Source organism: Roseovarius sp. MBR-6 (assembly GCF_040547525.1).
In the GTDB taxonomy this organism is placed as follows: Bacteria; Pseudomonadota; Alphaproteobacteria; order Rhodobacterales; family Rhodobacteraceae; genus Roseovarius.
On record NZ_JBEPPW010000006.1, the window covers coordinates 19749 to 33129 of the forward strand.

14 protein-coding genes are annotated in these 13381 nt (G+C 65.2%); 9 read left to right on the forward strand and 5 right to left on the reverse strand.

Features of this window, described 5'->3' with window-relative positions; translation table 11 throughout:
* Positions 1–86 precede the first annotated feature (86 nt).
* The 3 genes from ABIE57_RS09510 (at position 87) to ABIE57_RS09520 (ending at position 4368) form a co-directional block, all read left to right on the forward strand.
* Complete coding sequence (locus tag ABIE57_RS09510; RefSeq protein WP_354538776.1) at positions 87–1736, forward strand: electron transfer flavoprotein-ubiquinone oxidoreductase; 1650 nt, start codon at positions 87–89, stop codon at positions 1734–1736.
* Between the two features lie 108 nt (positions 1737–1844).
* On the forward strand, positions 1845–3560 hold the full coding sequence (locus tag ABIE57_RS09515; protein ID WP_354538777.1) for a tetratricopeptide repeat protein: 1716 nt from the start codon (positions 1845–1847) through the stop codon (positions 3558–3560).
* The gene (locus ABIE57_RS09520; RefSeq protein WP_354538778.1) at positions 3538–4368 is read left to right on the forward strand and encodes a 4-(cytidine 5'-diphospho)-2-C-methyl-D-erythritol kinase; all 831 of its coding nucleotides are present in this window, start codon (positions 3538–3540) and stop codon (positions 4366–4368) included. Before ABIE57_RS09515 ends, ABIE57_RS09520 begins: the two co-directional genes overlap by 23 nt.
* Here ABIE57_RS09520 and ABIE57_RS09525 read toward each other — a convergent pair.
* Positions 4361–5362 (reverse strand): polyprenyl synthetase family protein, encoded by a 1002-nt coding sequence (locus ABIE57_RS09525; RefSeq protein WP_354538779.1) that lies wholly within the window; start codon positions 5360–5362, stop codon positions 4361–4363. The two genes, ABIE57_RS09520 and ABIE57_RS09525, sit on opposite strands and share 8 nt — an antisense overlap.
* A gap of 55 nt (positions 5363–5417) precedes the next feature.
* Between ABIE57_RS09525 and ABIE57_RS09530 the strand changes: the two genes are divergently transcribed.
* The 3 genes from ABIE57_RS09530 to ABIE57_RS09540 all read left to right on the forward strand — a co-directional run bounded on the left by ABIE57_RS09530 (position 5418) and on the right by ABIE57_RS09540 (position 6691).
* Positions 5418–5633, forward strand: a complete 216-nt coding sequence (locus tag ABIE57_RS09530; RefSeq protein ID WP_354538780.1) for a putative signal transducing protein — start codon at positions 5418–5420, stop codon at positions 5631–5633.
* Positions 5623–6396, forward strand: a complete 774-nt coding sequence (locus ABIE57_RS09535; protein ID WP_354538781.1) for a tRNA1(Val) (adenine(37)-N6)-methyltransferase — start codon at positions 5623–5625, stop codon at positions 6394–6396. The genes ABIE57_RS09530 and ABIE57_RS09535 overlap by 11 nt, the downstream gene beginning before the upstream one ends.
* Positions 6397–6520: 124 nt before the next feature.
* Positions 6521–6691 carry a YdcH family protein gene (locus tag ABIE57_RS09540; RefSeq protein ID WP_354538782.1) on the forward strand — a complete coding sequence of 57 codons (171 nt, stop codon included), beginning with the start codon at positions 6521–6523 and terminating at the stop codon, positions 6689–6691.
* Between the two features lie 57 nt (positions 6692–6748).
* On the opposite strand, the gene phbB is transcribed toward ABIE57_RS09540, so the two are convergent.
* The 3 genes from phbB to ABIE57_RS09555 all read right to left on the reverse strand — a co-directional run bounded on the left by phbB (position 6749) and on the right by ABIE57_RS09555 (position 9762).
* The gene (gene phbB, locus ABIE57_RS09545; protein ID WP_354538783.1) at positions 6749–7471 is read right to left on the reverse strand and encodes an acetoacetyl-CoA reductase; all 723 of its coding nucleotides are present in this window, start codon (positions 7469–7471) and stop codon (positions 6749–6751) included.
* 161 nt (positions 7472–7632) lie between these two features.
* Positions 7633–8808 carry an acetyl-CoA C-acetyltransferase gene (locus tag ABIE57_RS09550; protein WP_354538784.1) on the reverse strand — a complete coding sequence of 392 codons (1176 nt, stop codon included), beginning with the start codon at positions 8806–8808 and terminating at the stop codon, positions 7633–7635.
* A gap of 117 nt (positions 8809–8925) precedes the next feature.
* Positions 8926–9762: an EAL domain-containing protein gene (locus ABIE57_RS09555; protein WP_354538785.1), complete on the reverse strand. Its 837-nt coding sequence runs from the start codon at positions 9760–9762 to the stop codon at positions 8926–8928.
* A gap of 96 nt (positions 9763–9858) precedes the next feature.
* On the opposite strand from ABIE57_RS09555, the gene ABIE57_RS09560 reads away from it, so the two are divergent.
* The gene (locus tag ABIE57_RS09560) at positions 9859–10425 is read left to right on the forward strand and encodes a DNA-3-methyladenine glycosylase I (protein ID WP_354538786.1); all 567 of its coding nucleotides are present in this window, start codon (positions 9859–9861) and stop codon (positions 10423–10425) included.
* Positions 10426–10995: 570 nt separating this feature from the next.
* Here ABIE57_RS09560 and ABIE57_RS09565 read toward each other — a convergent pair.
* The gene (locus ABIE57_RS09565; protein ID WP_354538787.1) at positions 10996–11460 is read right to left on the reverse strand and encodes a hypothetical protein; all 465 of its coding nucleotides are present in this window, start codon (positions 11458–11460) and stop codon (positions 10996–10998) included.
* Between the two features lie 204 nt (positions 11461–11664).
* On the opposite strand from ABIE57_RS09565, the gene ABIE57_RS09570 reads away from it, so the two are divergent.
* Both ABIE57_RS09570 and rlmN read left to right on the forward strand, forming a co-directional pair.
* Entirely contained in the window at positions 11665–12021 is a 357-nt protein-coding gene (locus ABIE57_RS09570; protein WP_354538788.1) for a DUF4168 domain-containing protein, read from the forward strand.
* A 181-nt stretch (positions 12022–12202) separates the two neighbouring features.
* Entirely contained in the window at positions 12203–13381 is a 1179-nt protein-coding gene (gene rlmN, locus ABIE57_RS09575) for a dual-specificity RNA methyltransferase RlmN (protein WP_354538789.1), read from the forward strand.

The window sequence follows — 13381 nt, forward strand, 5'->3', positions numbered from 1 at the left end:
TTCCGATTGACTCTCTGCGCGGGCAATATAGTCCATTCAGCACGATTGTTGCGCGCCTGACGCGCCGCGCCAGAGGAGGATGACCGATGCAGGATGTGACGCGCGAAGCGATGGAATATGACGTGGTGATCGTGGGGGCGGGGCCTGCGGGCCTGTCGGCGGCGATCCGGCTCAAGCAGCTTGACGAGGGTCTGAGCGTCGTCGTGCTCGAAAAGGGCTCGGAGGTGGGCGCGCATATCCTGTCGGGTGCCGTGCTTGACCCGGTGGGCCTCGATGCGCTCATGCCCGACTGGAAGGAACGCGGCGCGCCGCTCAACACGCCTGTGACCGAGGACCGGTTTTACATGCTGGGCGAGGCGGGTGCCTTGCGCATCCCCAATTTCCCGATGCCGCCGCTCATGAACAACCACGGGAATTACATCGTGTCCATGGGCAATGTCTGCCGCTGGATGGCCGAACAGGCCGAGGCGATGGGTGTCGAGATCTTCCCCGGAATGGCGTGTTCCGAAATCGTGTATGGCGAGAAGGGCGAAGTCAAAGGCGTCGTCGCGGGCGAGTTTGGCCGCAACGAGGACGGCACACCCGGCCCGAGCTATGAGCCGGGGATGGAGCTGCACGGCAAATACGTGTTCCTGTCCGAGGGCGTGCGCGGCAGCCTCTCCAAGGAGGTGATTGCTCGCTATGACCTCTCCAAGGGCCACGAGCCGCAGAAATACGGCCTTGGCATGAAGGAAATCTGGGAGATAGACCCCGCCAAACACCGCGAGGGCAGTGTCACGCATACCATGGGCTGGCCCCTGGGCAGCAATGCGGGCGGCGGGTCCTTCATCTACCACCTTGAAAACAATCAGGTCTACGTGGGTTTCGTGGTGCATCTCAACTACGAGAACCCGCATCTTTACCCTTACATGGAGTTCCAGCGCTTCAAGCATCACCCGATGGTCGCGGAGTTGCTGAAAGGTGGCAAGCGCGTGGCCTACGGCGCGCGCGCCATCTCCGAGGGCGGGTATCAGTCGATGCCCAGGATGGTGGCCCCCGGCGTGGCGCTTCTGGGCTGTTCGGTGGGCATGGTCAACGTGCCGCGCATCAAGGGCAACCACAACGCGATGCTGTCGGGCAAGGCGGCGGCAGAGGCCGCGCATGAGGCGATCACGGCCGGACGCGCCAGTGACGAATTGACTGCCTACGAAAAAGAGGTGCGCGAGGGCGCGATCGGCCGCGACCTCAAGAAGGTCCGCAACGTCAAGCCGCTCTGGTCCAAATTCGGCCTGCTGACCTCGCTTGCAGTCGGCGGGTTCGACATGTGGACCAACACCGCGGGTTTCAGCCTTCTGGGCACGCTGGGGCATGGCAAGACCGATGCCGAGGCGACGGGCCTTGCCGAGAACCACAAGCCGATTGATTACCCCAAGCCCGATGGCAAGTTGAGCTTTGACCGGCTGACCAATGTCAGCTTTTCGATGACCAATCACGAGGAAAGCCAGCCTGCGCATCTGCGCCTCACCGATCCCAACGTGCCGATCCTCGTCAACCTGCGCAAATATGCCGAACCGGCGCAGCGCTATTGCCCGGCGGGCGTCTACGAGGTGGTGCATGAGGAGGGCAAGGAGCCGCGCTTTGTCATCAACTTCCAGAACTGCGTGCATTGCAAGACCTGCGACATCAAGGACCCCAGCCAGAATATCACCTGGGTCACGCCGCAGGGCGGTGACGGGCCGAATTATCCCAACATGTAACGGGCGCTTGATCGCCTGCGGCGCGGCCCTGTGGCTGCGCCGCATTGCCATGTGGCGGCGCGCATACTACCTTTGTCACAAAGCAAGGCAGAAAAGGCGACCCAATCCGTGACATTCCGCAGCTTGCAGGCGGCGCTTGCCGTCCTTCTCATGCAGTCCCTGCCGATACTGGCGCAAGAGCCGTCGGGGGCCTATCTCGCCGCGCAGAACGCCCGCGCGCAGGGCGATTTCGCCGCCGCCGCGCAATATTATGCGCAGGCCCTCACGCGCGACCCGAACAATCCCGCGATGCTCGAGAATGCGACCATAGCCTATATCGCGCTCGGTCGTCTCGATCAGGCCGTGGCCGTCGCGCGCAAGCTCGAGGGCGACGGGCTGCGCAGCCAGGTGGCGCAGATCGCGCTCATCGCCGATGAGGCGCGGCGCGAGGATTGGGACGCGGTGCTGAGCCGGATCGAGCAAGAGCGCGGTGCCGGTCCGCTTGCCGACGGGATGATCGCCGCCTGGGCCGATCTGGGGCGCGGCGACATGACGTCTGCCCTGTCGCGCATGGACCGCATGGCCGCCGAACAGGGACTGCGCAATTTCGCGCTTTATCACAAGGGGCTGGCACTGGCGACCGTGGGGGATTTCGAGGCCGCTGACCGGGTGTTTGAAGGCGATACCGACGGGCCGCTGCAACGCACCCGATCGGGCGTCATCGCCTGGGCACAGGTGCTCAGCCAGCTTGGCCAACAGCCGCGCGCGATCGAGATCATCGACGACACTTTCGGCACCGATCCTGACCCGGAGATCGCAACCCTGCGCGCGGCGCTCGCAGCGGGCGACGCGGTGCCCTTCGATCTGGTCACCGATGCGCGCGAAGGCGTGTCCGAGGTGTTCTTTTCGCTTGCCCGCGCGCTGATGCAGGAGGCGGGTGATGAGTTCGTGCTGATCCACGCCCGCGCCGCCGAGGCGATCAACCCCGGCAATGTCGAGGCCACGGTCACCGTGGCGCAGGTGCTCGACAGCCTCGACCAGCATAGCCTTGCCATTGATGCCTATGGCCGGGTGCCGCGCGAACACCCCGCATTCCTCACCGCCGAACTGGGCCGCGCCGATGCGCTGCGCCGCTCCGGCAAGCAGGAGGCCGCCGCCGAGGTTCTCAACCAGTTGTCGCAAACCCATCCCGACATGGCCAATGTCCATGTCGCGGCGGGCGATCTTGCGCGCGAACAGGAGGACTGGGCACGCGCCGTGGCCGCCTATGACCGGGCGCTTGCGCTGCTGGAGGCGCGCGACAACCCGCAATGGTTCGTCTATTACGTCCGCGCCATCGCCCATGAACGGCAGGACCAGTGGCCCGAGGCCGAGGCCGATTTCCGCCGCGCGCTGGAGTTGAACCCGGATCATCCGCAGGTGCTCAATTATCTCGGCTATTCCATGGTGGAAAAACACGTGAACCTCGACGAGGCGCTTGACATGATCGAGCGCGCCGTCGCGGCACAACCCGACAGCGGCTATATCGTGGACAGCCTCGGTTGGGTGCTTTACAAACTTGGCCGCTATGATGAGGCGATTGCGCATATGGAACGCGCCGCCGAGTTGATGCCGACCGATCCGGTCGTCAACGATCATCTCGGTGATGTCCTCTGGGCGGTGGCGCGCCGGACCGAGGCGCGGTTCCAGTGGAAACGGGCCCTCTCGCTGCATCAGACCAGCCCCTCGCCGGATCTGGAGCCGGAGCGCGTGCGCCGCAAGATCGAGGTCGGTCTTGACCGGGTGCTGGAAGAGGAAGGTGCCGATCCGCTGAAGCCCGTGAATGCCGCAGCGTCCGGTAACTGAGCTTGCCCCCGCCAAGGTCAACCTGACACTCCATGTCACGGGGCGGCGGGAGGATGGCTATCATCTGCTCGATTCGCTGGTGGCGTTCGCCGATATGGGCGATCTGGTGACGGTGACGCCTGATCCGGCCCCGTCGCTTCGCGTGACCGGGCCGCGCGCGGCGGGGGTGCCGGAGGGCCCGGAAAACCTCGTGCTGCGCGCCGCGGCGCTGATCGGCGTTTCGGCCGCGATCACGCTGGAAAAACATCTCCCCGCCGCCGCCGGCATCGGTGGCGGATCGAGCGACGCGGCGGCCACGCTGCGCGCGCTCTCCCGCCTGAGCGGTCGGGCTGTGCCCGAGGCGCTGGCGCTCGGGGCGGATGTCCCGGTCTGCCTCTGGGCGCGGGCCGCCCGTATGCGCGGCATTGGCGGGGAGGTGACGCCGGTCGCCGATTTGCCTGCGCTCGACGCGGTGCTTGTCAATCCCGGTGTGCCGGTGGCGACGCCTGCGGTCTTCGCGCGCCTCACATGCCGGGACAACCCGGCCATGCCGGACCCCCTGCCGTCCTGGCCCGACGCGGCGGCCTGCATCCGCTGGTTGGCCACGCAGCGCAACGATCTGGAGGCACCGGCCGCGGCGCTCTGTCCCGAAACAGGCACGGTTCTCGGACGCTTGCAGAAGAGCGGCGGTTGTCAGCTTGCGCGCATGTCCGGCTCGGGCGCGACCTGCTTCGGGCTTTATCCCGACAGGACGGCGGCCACGGCAGCGGCGGCACGGATCGCGGCAGAGCATCCCGGCTGGTGGGTGCAGGCCGCTCGGCTCAATTGATCCGGGCCACCACGTAACCGGCGAGTTGGTCGAGCATGTCGCGCACCGGATGCGCGGGCAGCACGGCGAGCGCCCCGCGCGCCTTGGCAATCCAGTCCAGCGCCTCGGTGCGGGTCGCGTCGAGCGCCCCGCGCGCGGTCAGGATCGTCAGCGCGCGGTCAAGATCGCCGTCGCGCTGATCGCCCTTCTCTATGGTGCGCCGCCAGAAGGCGCGCTCGTCCGCATCCGCGTCCGCCAATGCACGGATCACCGGCAGCGTCAGCTTGCGCTCGCGGAAATCGTCGCCGACATTCTTGCCGGTGGCCTTGGGGTCGCCCTGATAATCCAGCAGATCATCCACGATCTGAAAGGCAATCCCGAGCGCGTCGCCATAGGTGAAGAGCGCCGTCACCTGATCCTCGGGCGCGCCCGAAATCACCCCGCCCACCTGGGTGGCTGCGGAAAACAGCGCCGCGGTCTTGCCTCGCACGATCTGGAGATAGGTCGCCTCGGTCGTCGAGAGGTCACGCGCCGCGCTCAGTTGCAGCACCTCGCCCTCGGCGATGGTCGCGGCAGCATCGGCAAGGATGTCGAGCACGCGCAGCGATTCGGTCTCGACCATCAACTGAAAGGCGCGGGCAAAGAGGTAATCACCGACCAACACGCTGGATTTGTTGTCCCAGAGCAGGTTCGCCGTGGGCCGCCCGCGCCTGCTTGCGCTCTCGTCCACCACATCGTCATGCAAAAGCGTGGCCGTGTGGATGAATTCCACGGTCGCCGCCAGCCGCACGTCATGTTCGCCGCGATAGCCGCAGAGATCGGCGGTGGCGAGGGTCAGCATCGGGCGCAGCCGCTTGCCGCCCGCCTCCACGAGATGCGCCGTCACCTCGGGAATGCGCGGCGCGTGGCGCGAGGCCATGCGCGCCCGGATGAGCGTATTGACGGCGTCGAGCTTGTCAGCCAGATGCGCGGCAAGCGCCTCATGTGGTTTCGTGGCGGCCTCGTCCAAGCCCATGCTTCCCCCATTTGACCGCTCGACAAATCGGGCGCTCTGCTTTTATCTCTGTGGCATGAAACAGCTTTACCGAACCACCGACATGGCCAGCATGGCCTTTGCCAAGGCGCTGCTTCAAGGCGAGGATATAGACTGCTTTGAAATGGACGTAAACATGAGCGCGCTCGAAGGCTCGATCGGTATTTTCCCGCGTCGTCTGATGGTGGTGGATGCCGATTACGAGGACGCGCGCGTGGTGCTGGAAGATAACGGTTTCTCGCTTGAGGACTGAGCCGTTCGCGCCCGAGGATCTGAGCCTTGACGCGTTTCTTGGCGGGCGCGTGACCATCGCGCAACCCGTGTCGGGCTATCGCGCCGGGGTCGATCCGGTGCTTCTGGCCGCGAGCGTGCCCGCAAGGGCGGGTGAGACCGTGCTCGATCTGGGCTGCGGCTCGGGTGTGGCGGCGCTCTGTGTCGGCGCACGGGTGGCGGCCGTGCGGCTCGTGGGGCTGGAGGTGCAGCCGGGTTATTCCCGGCTTGCGCGCGAGAATGCCGCGCGCAACGGGCTGGCGATGGAGGTGGTGACAGGCGATCTGGCACAGATGCCCGAGGGCTTGCGCGCGCGGCAATTCGACCATGTGATCCTCAACCCGCCGTTTTTCGACCGTGCCCGCAGCACGCCCGCGCACGACGCGGGCCGCGAGGGGGCCATGGGCGAGGCGCTGCCGCTCGATCGCTGGGTCGCGGCTGCGGCCCGCCGCGCGGCCCCCGGCGGCCATGTCTGCGCGATCCACCGGGCCGAGCGTCTGGCCGATCTGCTGGGTGCGATGGCCGCGCGGCTCGGCTCAATCGAGGTGCTGCCGCTGATTCCCCGGCGCGCGCGGGCGGCGCGGCTGGTGCTGGTGCGTGGCCGCAAGGGCGGGCGCGCGGCGCTCCGGCTTTGCGATGGCTGGCTCATGCACGGTGGCGCTCGGCACGAAAGGGACGCGGAAACCTACACCGCAGAAACCGCTTCGGTGCTGCGGGATGCGGCACCGCTGCCCTTCTGCCGTTGATTTGGCGAAAATCCGCGCGAGAAATTTTCGAAATTTATGCGACTGCGGCGTGACAGAATTGTAAAACTGTGCTGCAATTCCCATGTCGATTGGACAAGACACATTCCACCAAAGGAGGATGCCCATGAGCTTGAGTTCGCATATCGAGGAACTGAAGAGGAAACATCACGTGCTCTCGGAACAGGTGGAAGCGGCGCAACGCGCACCGGGGGCAAGCTCGCTTGAAGTCGCAGAACTCAAGAAACAGAAATTGAAGATCAAGGAAGAGATCGAGCGCCTGTCAGTCAACGCCTGACGGGTCATACATATCGGGCCGGGGAATGTTCCCCGGCCCTTTGCCGCGATTGTGCGATCAGGAAAAGAACTGCGCGCCGTTGGCGGAGATGGTCGATCCGTTGATGAAGCTCGCATCGTCGGAAACAAGGAAGGCGACGCAGCGGGCGATTTCCTCGGGCTCGCCAAGGCGGCCGGCGGGGATCATCGAGATGATCTTTTCGCGCACGGCCTCGGGCACGGCCATGACCATTTCGGTGGCGATATAGCCCGGACAGACCGCATTCGCGGTGATGCCCTTGGCCGCACCCTCCTGCGCCAGGCTGCGCACGATGCCAAGATCACCGGCCTTGGTGGCGGCGTAGTTGACCTGGCCGAACTGGCCCTTTTGCCCGTTGACGGACGAGATAACGACGATCCGGCCGAAGCCACGGTCGCGCATCCCCGGCCAGGCCGGGTGAACGGTGTTGAACACGCCGGTGAGGTTGGTGTCGATGACCTCTTTCCACTGCTGCGGGCTCATCTTGTGGAAGGGCGCATCACGGGTGATGCCGGCATTGGCCACCACGATGTCGATCGGGCCGAGATCGGCCTCGACCTGCGCGATACCGGCTTTCGATTCGTCGTAATCGGCGACGTTCCACTTATAGGTCTTGATGCCGGTTTCCTCGGTGAATTTGGCGGCGGCCTCGTCATTGCCGGCATAGGTGGCGGCGACGTTGTGGCCTGCGGCCTTGAGGGCCTTGGAAATGGCGGCTCCGATCCCGCGCGATCCTCCGGTGACGAGTGCAGTTCTGGCCATGGTCTCCTCCGATTTGGCTGTGGCATGTAACTTGGTTATCGGCTTGGTGCGTCATGCGCAATATTGTTGCTCTATAAACTTTCCGGGAGTTGACCGGTGTTCGAAAAAAAAGGGCGCCCGATGAGGAGCGCCCTTTGCCGGTCCGACGCGCTGTCTGCCCGTTACGGGCGCTCGACGCAGAGCGCGACGCCCATGCCGCCGCCGATGCAGAGCGTGGCGATGCCCTTTTTCGCGTCGCGGCGCTTCATCTCGAACAGAAGCGTGTTGAGAACGCGGCAGCCCGAGGCGCCGATCGGGTGGCCGATGGCGATGGCACCGCCGTTCACGTTGACGATGGCCGGATCCCAGCCCATCTCCTTGTTGACGGCGCAGGCCTGCGCGGCGAAGGCCTCGTTCGCCTCGACCAGATCGAGGTCCTCGACGCTCCAGCCCGCTTTTTGCAGTGCCTTGCGGCTGGCGTGGATCGGCCCCACGCCCATGATCGAGGGATCGAGACCGGCGGTGGCATACGAGGCGATTCGCGCCAGCGGTTCGATGCCGCGCCGCTCTGCCTCGTCGGCGGACATCAGAAGGGTCGCCGCCGCGCCATCGTTGAGGCCGCTCGCGTTCGCTGCGGTCACCGAGCCGTCGGCGGTGAAGGCGGGGCGCAGCTTCTGCATCGCCTCCATGGTTGCCCCGAAGCGGATATACTCGTCCTTGTCCACGATGATGTCGCCCTTGCGGGTCTTGACGGTAAAGCCGATCACCTCCTCGTCAAAGCGACCGGCCTTTTGCGCCGCCTCCGCCTTGTTCTGGCTGGCCACGGCGAATTCGTCCTGCTGGTCGCGGGTGATCTGCCACTGATTGGCGACATTCTCGGCGGTCTGGCCCATGTGATAGCCGTTGAACGCGTCCCAGAGCCCGTCGCGGATCATGGTGTCGATATATTTCATGTCACCCATCTTGTGACCCGCGCGCAGATGTGCGGCATGGGGGCTGAGGGTCATGTTCTCCTGCCCGCCCGCGCAGACGATGGCGGCATCGCCAAGCTGGATGTGCTGTGCGCCGAGCGCCACGGCGCGCAGGCCCGACCCGCAAACCTGATTGATGCCCCAAGCGGCGGATTCGATCGGCAGACCGGCGTTGATATGGGCCTGACGGGCCGGGTTCTGGCCCTGCCCCGCGGTGAGAACCTGGCCAAGGATGGTTTCGGAAACCTCGGCCTTGTCGATGCCCGCGCGTTCGACCACGGCCGCGAGCACGGCAGCGCCCAGATCATGCGCAGGGGTGTTGGCGAACGCGCCGCCAAAAGACCCGACAGCCGTGCGGGCCGCGGATGCGATTACTACGTTGGTCATTGAGGTCCTCCACCATGGGTTGGATGGCCGCCCCCCGCCTCCCGTCGCCGGGGCGCAAGCATCCTGTGCGATGGTCATATCTTAAGCGCTGCGCCGCGGCAACGCCAGAGGCGCGCGTCAGGCGGTCGCGCGCGCCAGCCCGGTATCGAGCCAGGGTGGGCGCACGGTCGGTGCGCCGAAATAATATCCTTGCAGACAGTCGATTCCGAGCGCGGTGAGATAGGCCGCATCGGCGGCGCGCTCGACGCTTTCGGCGACTGTGACCATGTCGAATTGCCGCCCGACGCTCAGCAATGCGGCGGTCAGCACCTGATTGTCGGCATTGTTTGCGATGCCCTGGATGAACTGCCCGTCGATCTTGAGGATGTCGAAGAAGAAATCCTTGAGAAAACGAAACGAGGTGTAGCCCGCGCCGAAATCGTCGAGGGCAAAGCCGATCCCCTGCATTTGCAGGTCTTTCATGAAGCCCACCACAAGCTCTGGCACCAGCATCGCCGAGCTTTCGGTGATCTCGAGGATCAGCCGCTCGGCAATCGTTGGATCCGCGCCGAGCCCCTTTTTCAGGGTGCGCAGCCAGCGGCCATAGCCGATGGAGCGCGCAGACATGTTGATCGAGAGCCGCAGATCGGGGAATTCCGCCAGCGTGGCCAATCCCTTTTCCAGCGCGAGGCAGTCGATGATGCGGCCGAGTTCGCGGGTTTCGATCTGGCCGATGAATTCGCGTGCCGGGATCACCCGGCCGGTCGCATCGGTGACGCGAATCAGCCCCTCGTAAAAGGCGGGCTTGTCCGTTTGCGTCGCGGTCACAACAGGCTGGAAGGCGAGCATCACCTGTTTGTGCCGCACCGCAATGTCAACCATCTCGATCACCGAGCGGTCGCGTGCCGAAACGGCGTAGTTGAGCGGATTGTCATGGCCCGCCGGAACATCCACCCATTTGCCGTTGCGCGTCATGGCGCCCTCCGATCCCGTTTGATGCGCTTGCACGATGCGCGCTTTCCCTTAAGGATCGCTTAAAGCGCGCATTTGAACGATTGACGGGAGCAGGTGATGGAACGCTGCGGCTGGGCGGGGCCCGACCCGCTCTATCTGGCCTATCACGACGAGGAATGGGGCGTACCCGAGCGCGACGGCCGGGCGCTCTTTGAAAAGCTCGTGCTGGACGGGTTTCAGGCGGGGCTGAGCTGGCTGACGATCCTCAAGAAGCGGGAAAATTTTCGCGCTTCTTTTCAGGGGTTTGATCCGCATGTGATCGCGGGATGGGGCGAGGCGGAGGTGGTCCGGCTGCTGGGGGATCCCGGCATCGTGCGCCATCGCGGCAAGATCGAGGCGACGATCACCAACGCCCGCACCTGGGCCGCCATCGAGGCAGAGCAGGGCTTTGCCGCCTATCTGTGGGATTTCGTCGATGGAAGACCGATCCAGAGCCGTTTCGGGACGCTGGCCGAGGTGCCGGCCGAGACGGAAATTTCCCGCAAACTTTCGAAGGATTTGAAGAAAAGGGGATTCAAATTCTGCGGCCCCACCATCGTTTACGCCTTCATGCAGGCGGTCGGCATGGTCAACGACCACCTCGTGACCTGCCCGTGCCACGAGCGGGTGGCGCGGCTGGGCTGAGGCGCGTCGGTATTGCGGCGGTGGCGTGGAGGGGTGTGCGGCCTCGACCTGAAAGAGCACGTGGTGCCGACGGAAAGACCATCCCCGCCCGGTCGCAGCGGTGGCCCCGGCGGGGCCGGGGACACCTTGAGACGCGGCTTTTCGTCGGCATGTTCAGCTTCAGCGCGCCTCTTCCGGCGCGTCGCCGCCGATGATGCTTTGCGGGGGGGTTGGTCTCGCCGACCGGCGGGGTCTCCGCCGGTGGGGAGACGAGGGTGCCATATGCGAGGAGCCCGCCCAGAAGCACCATGATGACAAGCAGCGCGATCAGCCCCCCACGGGCCGTGCCGCCCGCGATCGGCGCATTGTAGGGGTCCATGCTGCTTCCGGGTTGGCGATGCGGGTCTTGGTCCGGTGGATACATGTCGTCCTCCTTTCACATTCGGAAAGGTAGGGGCCCATGCCGTACCGCGAAATGCCCCCGGGCCGGTCCGCGACGATCCGGGCGTGAACATGCCGGAATCGGAAGAGGCGTCGGCAAGGTTCTGCCGCATAGGCAACGACGCGGTGGCGTGCCAAGGGCCCGCGCAACTATTGGAGCGTCGCGTCGAAGGTAATCACCGTGCGGTCGCCGTCCGCGGCAGGTTCGGTCGCGATCTTCGCGTTGAGGATGTCCCGCCCGGAAAACTCGATCGCGGTTTCTTCCAGCCCGGCCTGTTTCGGACGGATGTTGTATCCGTCCCTCGCAAGTTCCTCGGACCAGGCCCGGAACAATTCCTCGACATCGGCCGCGGTCGTGAAAGAGAACATCCGGATGCTGGAGCCGATAGAGCGGTCCATCTGCACCCGCGCATCCGCCGGGAGGGCCAGAACGTCCGGGACCCAGTCCTGCGGCGGCTCTTCGGCATGGGCCATCGCGGTCAGCAGGAGTGACAGTGCAAGACTGAACAGGATGCTTCTGAACTGTCCGGCGAGGCGGTGACGGATCAGGCCGACCGTCACCGGAAGCTGCGGGGCCCCGACGCCGAAGGCGGCGGTCTGGCTGAGAGCGATCATCATGAGCGGAAGATATCGCGCGTTCCGGGATGTTCAACACGCTTTCGGGTGCCGCCTTTGGCCCGCCGACCCCGGACGCGATCCGTGTCCCCGCGTCAGGGCCCGAAGGCCCCGTGTCGGCAAGGTTTAGCCGGTCCGGTTTGCGTCTCGGCCCAAGGGGCCCCAGGTTGGGCCTCGAACGCAATCAGACAGGAGATGTTCGGAATGTTCAAAGCCAAGATGCTCGCAACCGCGCTGGCGCTCGTGATCGCGCCGGTTGGCACGCTTCCCGCCATGGCGCAGCAGGGTACCGCGCAGGTGCAGGTGTCGGAGTCTGAGCTTGACGCCTTCGTCGTCGCCTACAGGGCGGTCGTGGAGATAGAACAGGAATACGGCTCGAGGCTGCAGGATGTCACGGCCGAGGCCGAACGGCAGGCGATCATCAGCGAGGCGCAGGCCGAGATGACCCAAGCCGTCGAGGAGGCCCCCGATATCGAGGTCGATCGCTATGTCGAGATCCTCCAGGTCGCGCAGGCCGATCCCGATCTGCAGGCGAGGCTGACCGACAGGCTCCAAGACTGACCTTTCCCTTGGCCTCTTGCCACGGTGCGTCCGCGGTGCCGCGTTGCGCCGCGGACCCACCACCCCCCTCTTTCGCACGCGTCATGGCACGGGACCGGCGTCGATCCCCATTCCCATCCCCTGTTTCGCATTCGCGCCGCATGGACTATATGGAGCGGGATATGACCCGCAGGACCATGCCATGACCCCCACCGCCCCGATCACCCAGGACGTGCTCACCATCCCCCGCAAGCTGCCGGAGGGGAAGATCAACCTTGTGGGCCTCACGCGCGACGGGCTGCGGGCGGCGCTGATCGCGCATGGCACGCCCGAACGTCAGGCGAAGATGCGCGTGAACCAGATCTGGCAATGGATCTATCAATGGGGCGTGCGCGATTTTGCGGCCATGAGCAATCTCGCCAAGGGCTATCGCGCCGATCTGGCCGAGCGCTTCGTCATCGAGATCCCCGAGGTGGTGAACAAGCAGGTGAGCGCGGACGGCACGCGCAAATACCTGGTGCGGATCGCGGGCGGGCACGAGGTCGAGGTGGTCTATATCCCCGAGACGGATCGCGGCACGCTGTGCATTTCCTCTCAGGTGGGGTGCACGCTCACATGCAGTTTCTGCCATACCGGCACGCAAAAGCTGGTGCGCAACCTCACGGCCGGGGAAATCATCGGTCAGGTGATGCTGGCGCGCGACGACCTGGACGAATGGCCGCGCCCCGGCGAGGGGGCCGGAGAGCGGCCGCGCCTCATCTCCAACATCGTGCTGATGGGCATGGGCGAGCCGCTCTACAATTTCGAGAACGTGCGCGACGCGATGAAGATTGCCATGGATGGCGAGGGGATTTCGCTGTCGCGCCGCCGCATCACGCTTTCGACAAGCGGCGTGGTGCCCGAGATCGCGCGGGCGGCAGAAGAGATCGGCTGTCTGCTGGCGGTCAGCTTTCACGCCACCACCGACGAGGTGCGCGACAAGCTGGTGCCGATCAACAAGCGCTGGAACATCGAGACGCTTCTGGCCACGCTGCGCGACTATCCGCGCCTCAGCAATTCCGAGCGGATCACGTTCGAATATGTCATGCTCAAGGGTGTGAACGACAGTGACGAGGATGCCCGCCGCCTTGTGCGGCTCATTGCGGGGATCCCGGCCAAGATCAACCTCATCCCCTTCAACGAATGGCCCGGCAGTCCCTACACGCGTTCGGACCGGGCGCGGATCGAGCGGTTTGCCGACATAATCTACAAGGCCGGTTATGCCAGCCCGATCCGCACGCCGCGCGGCGAGGATATCATGGCCGCCTGTGGCCAGCTCAAATCCGCCACCGAGCGCGTGCGCAAGAGCCGCGCGCAGATCGAGGCCGAGGCGGGGCTTTGA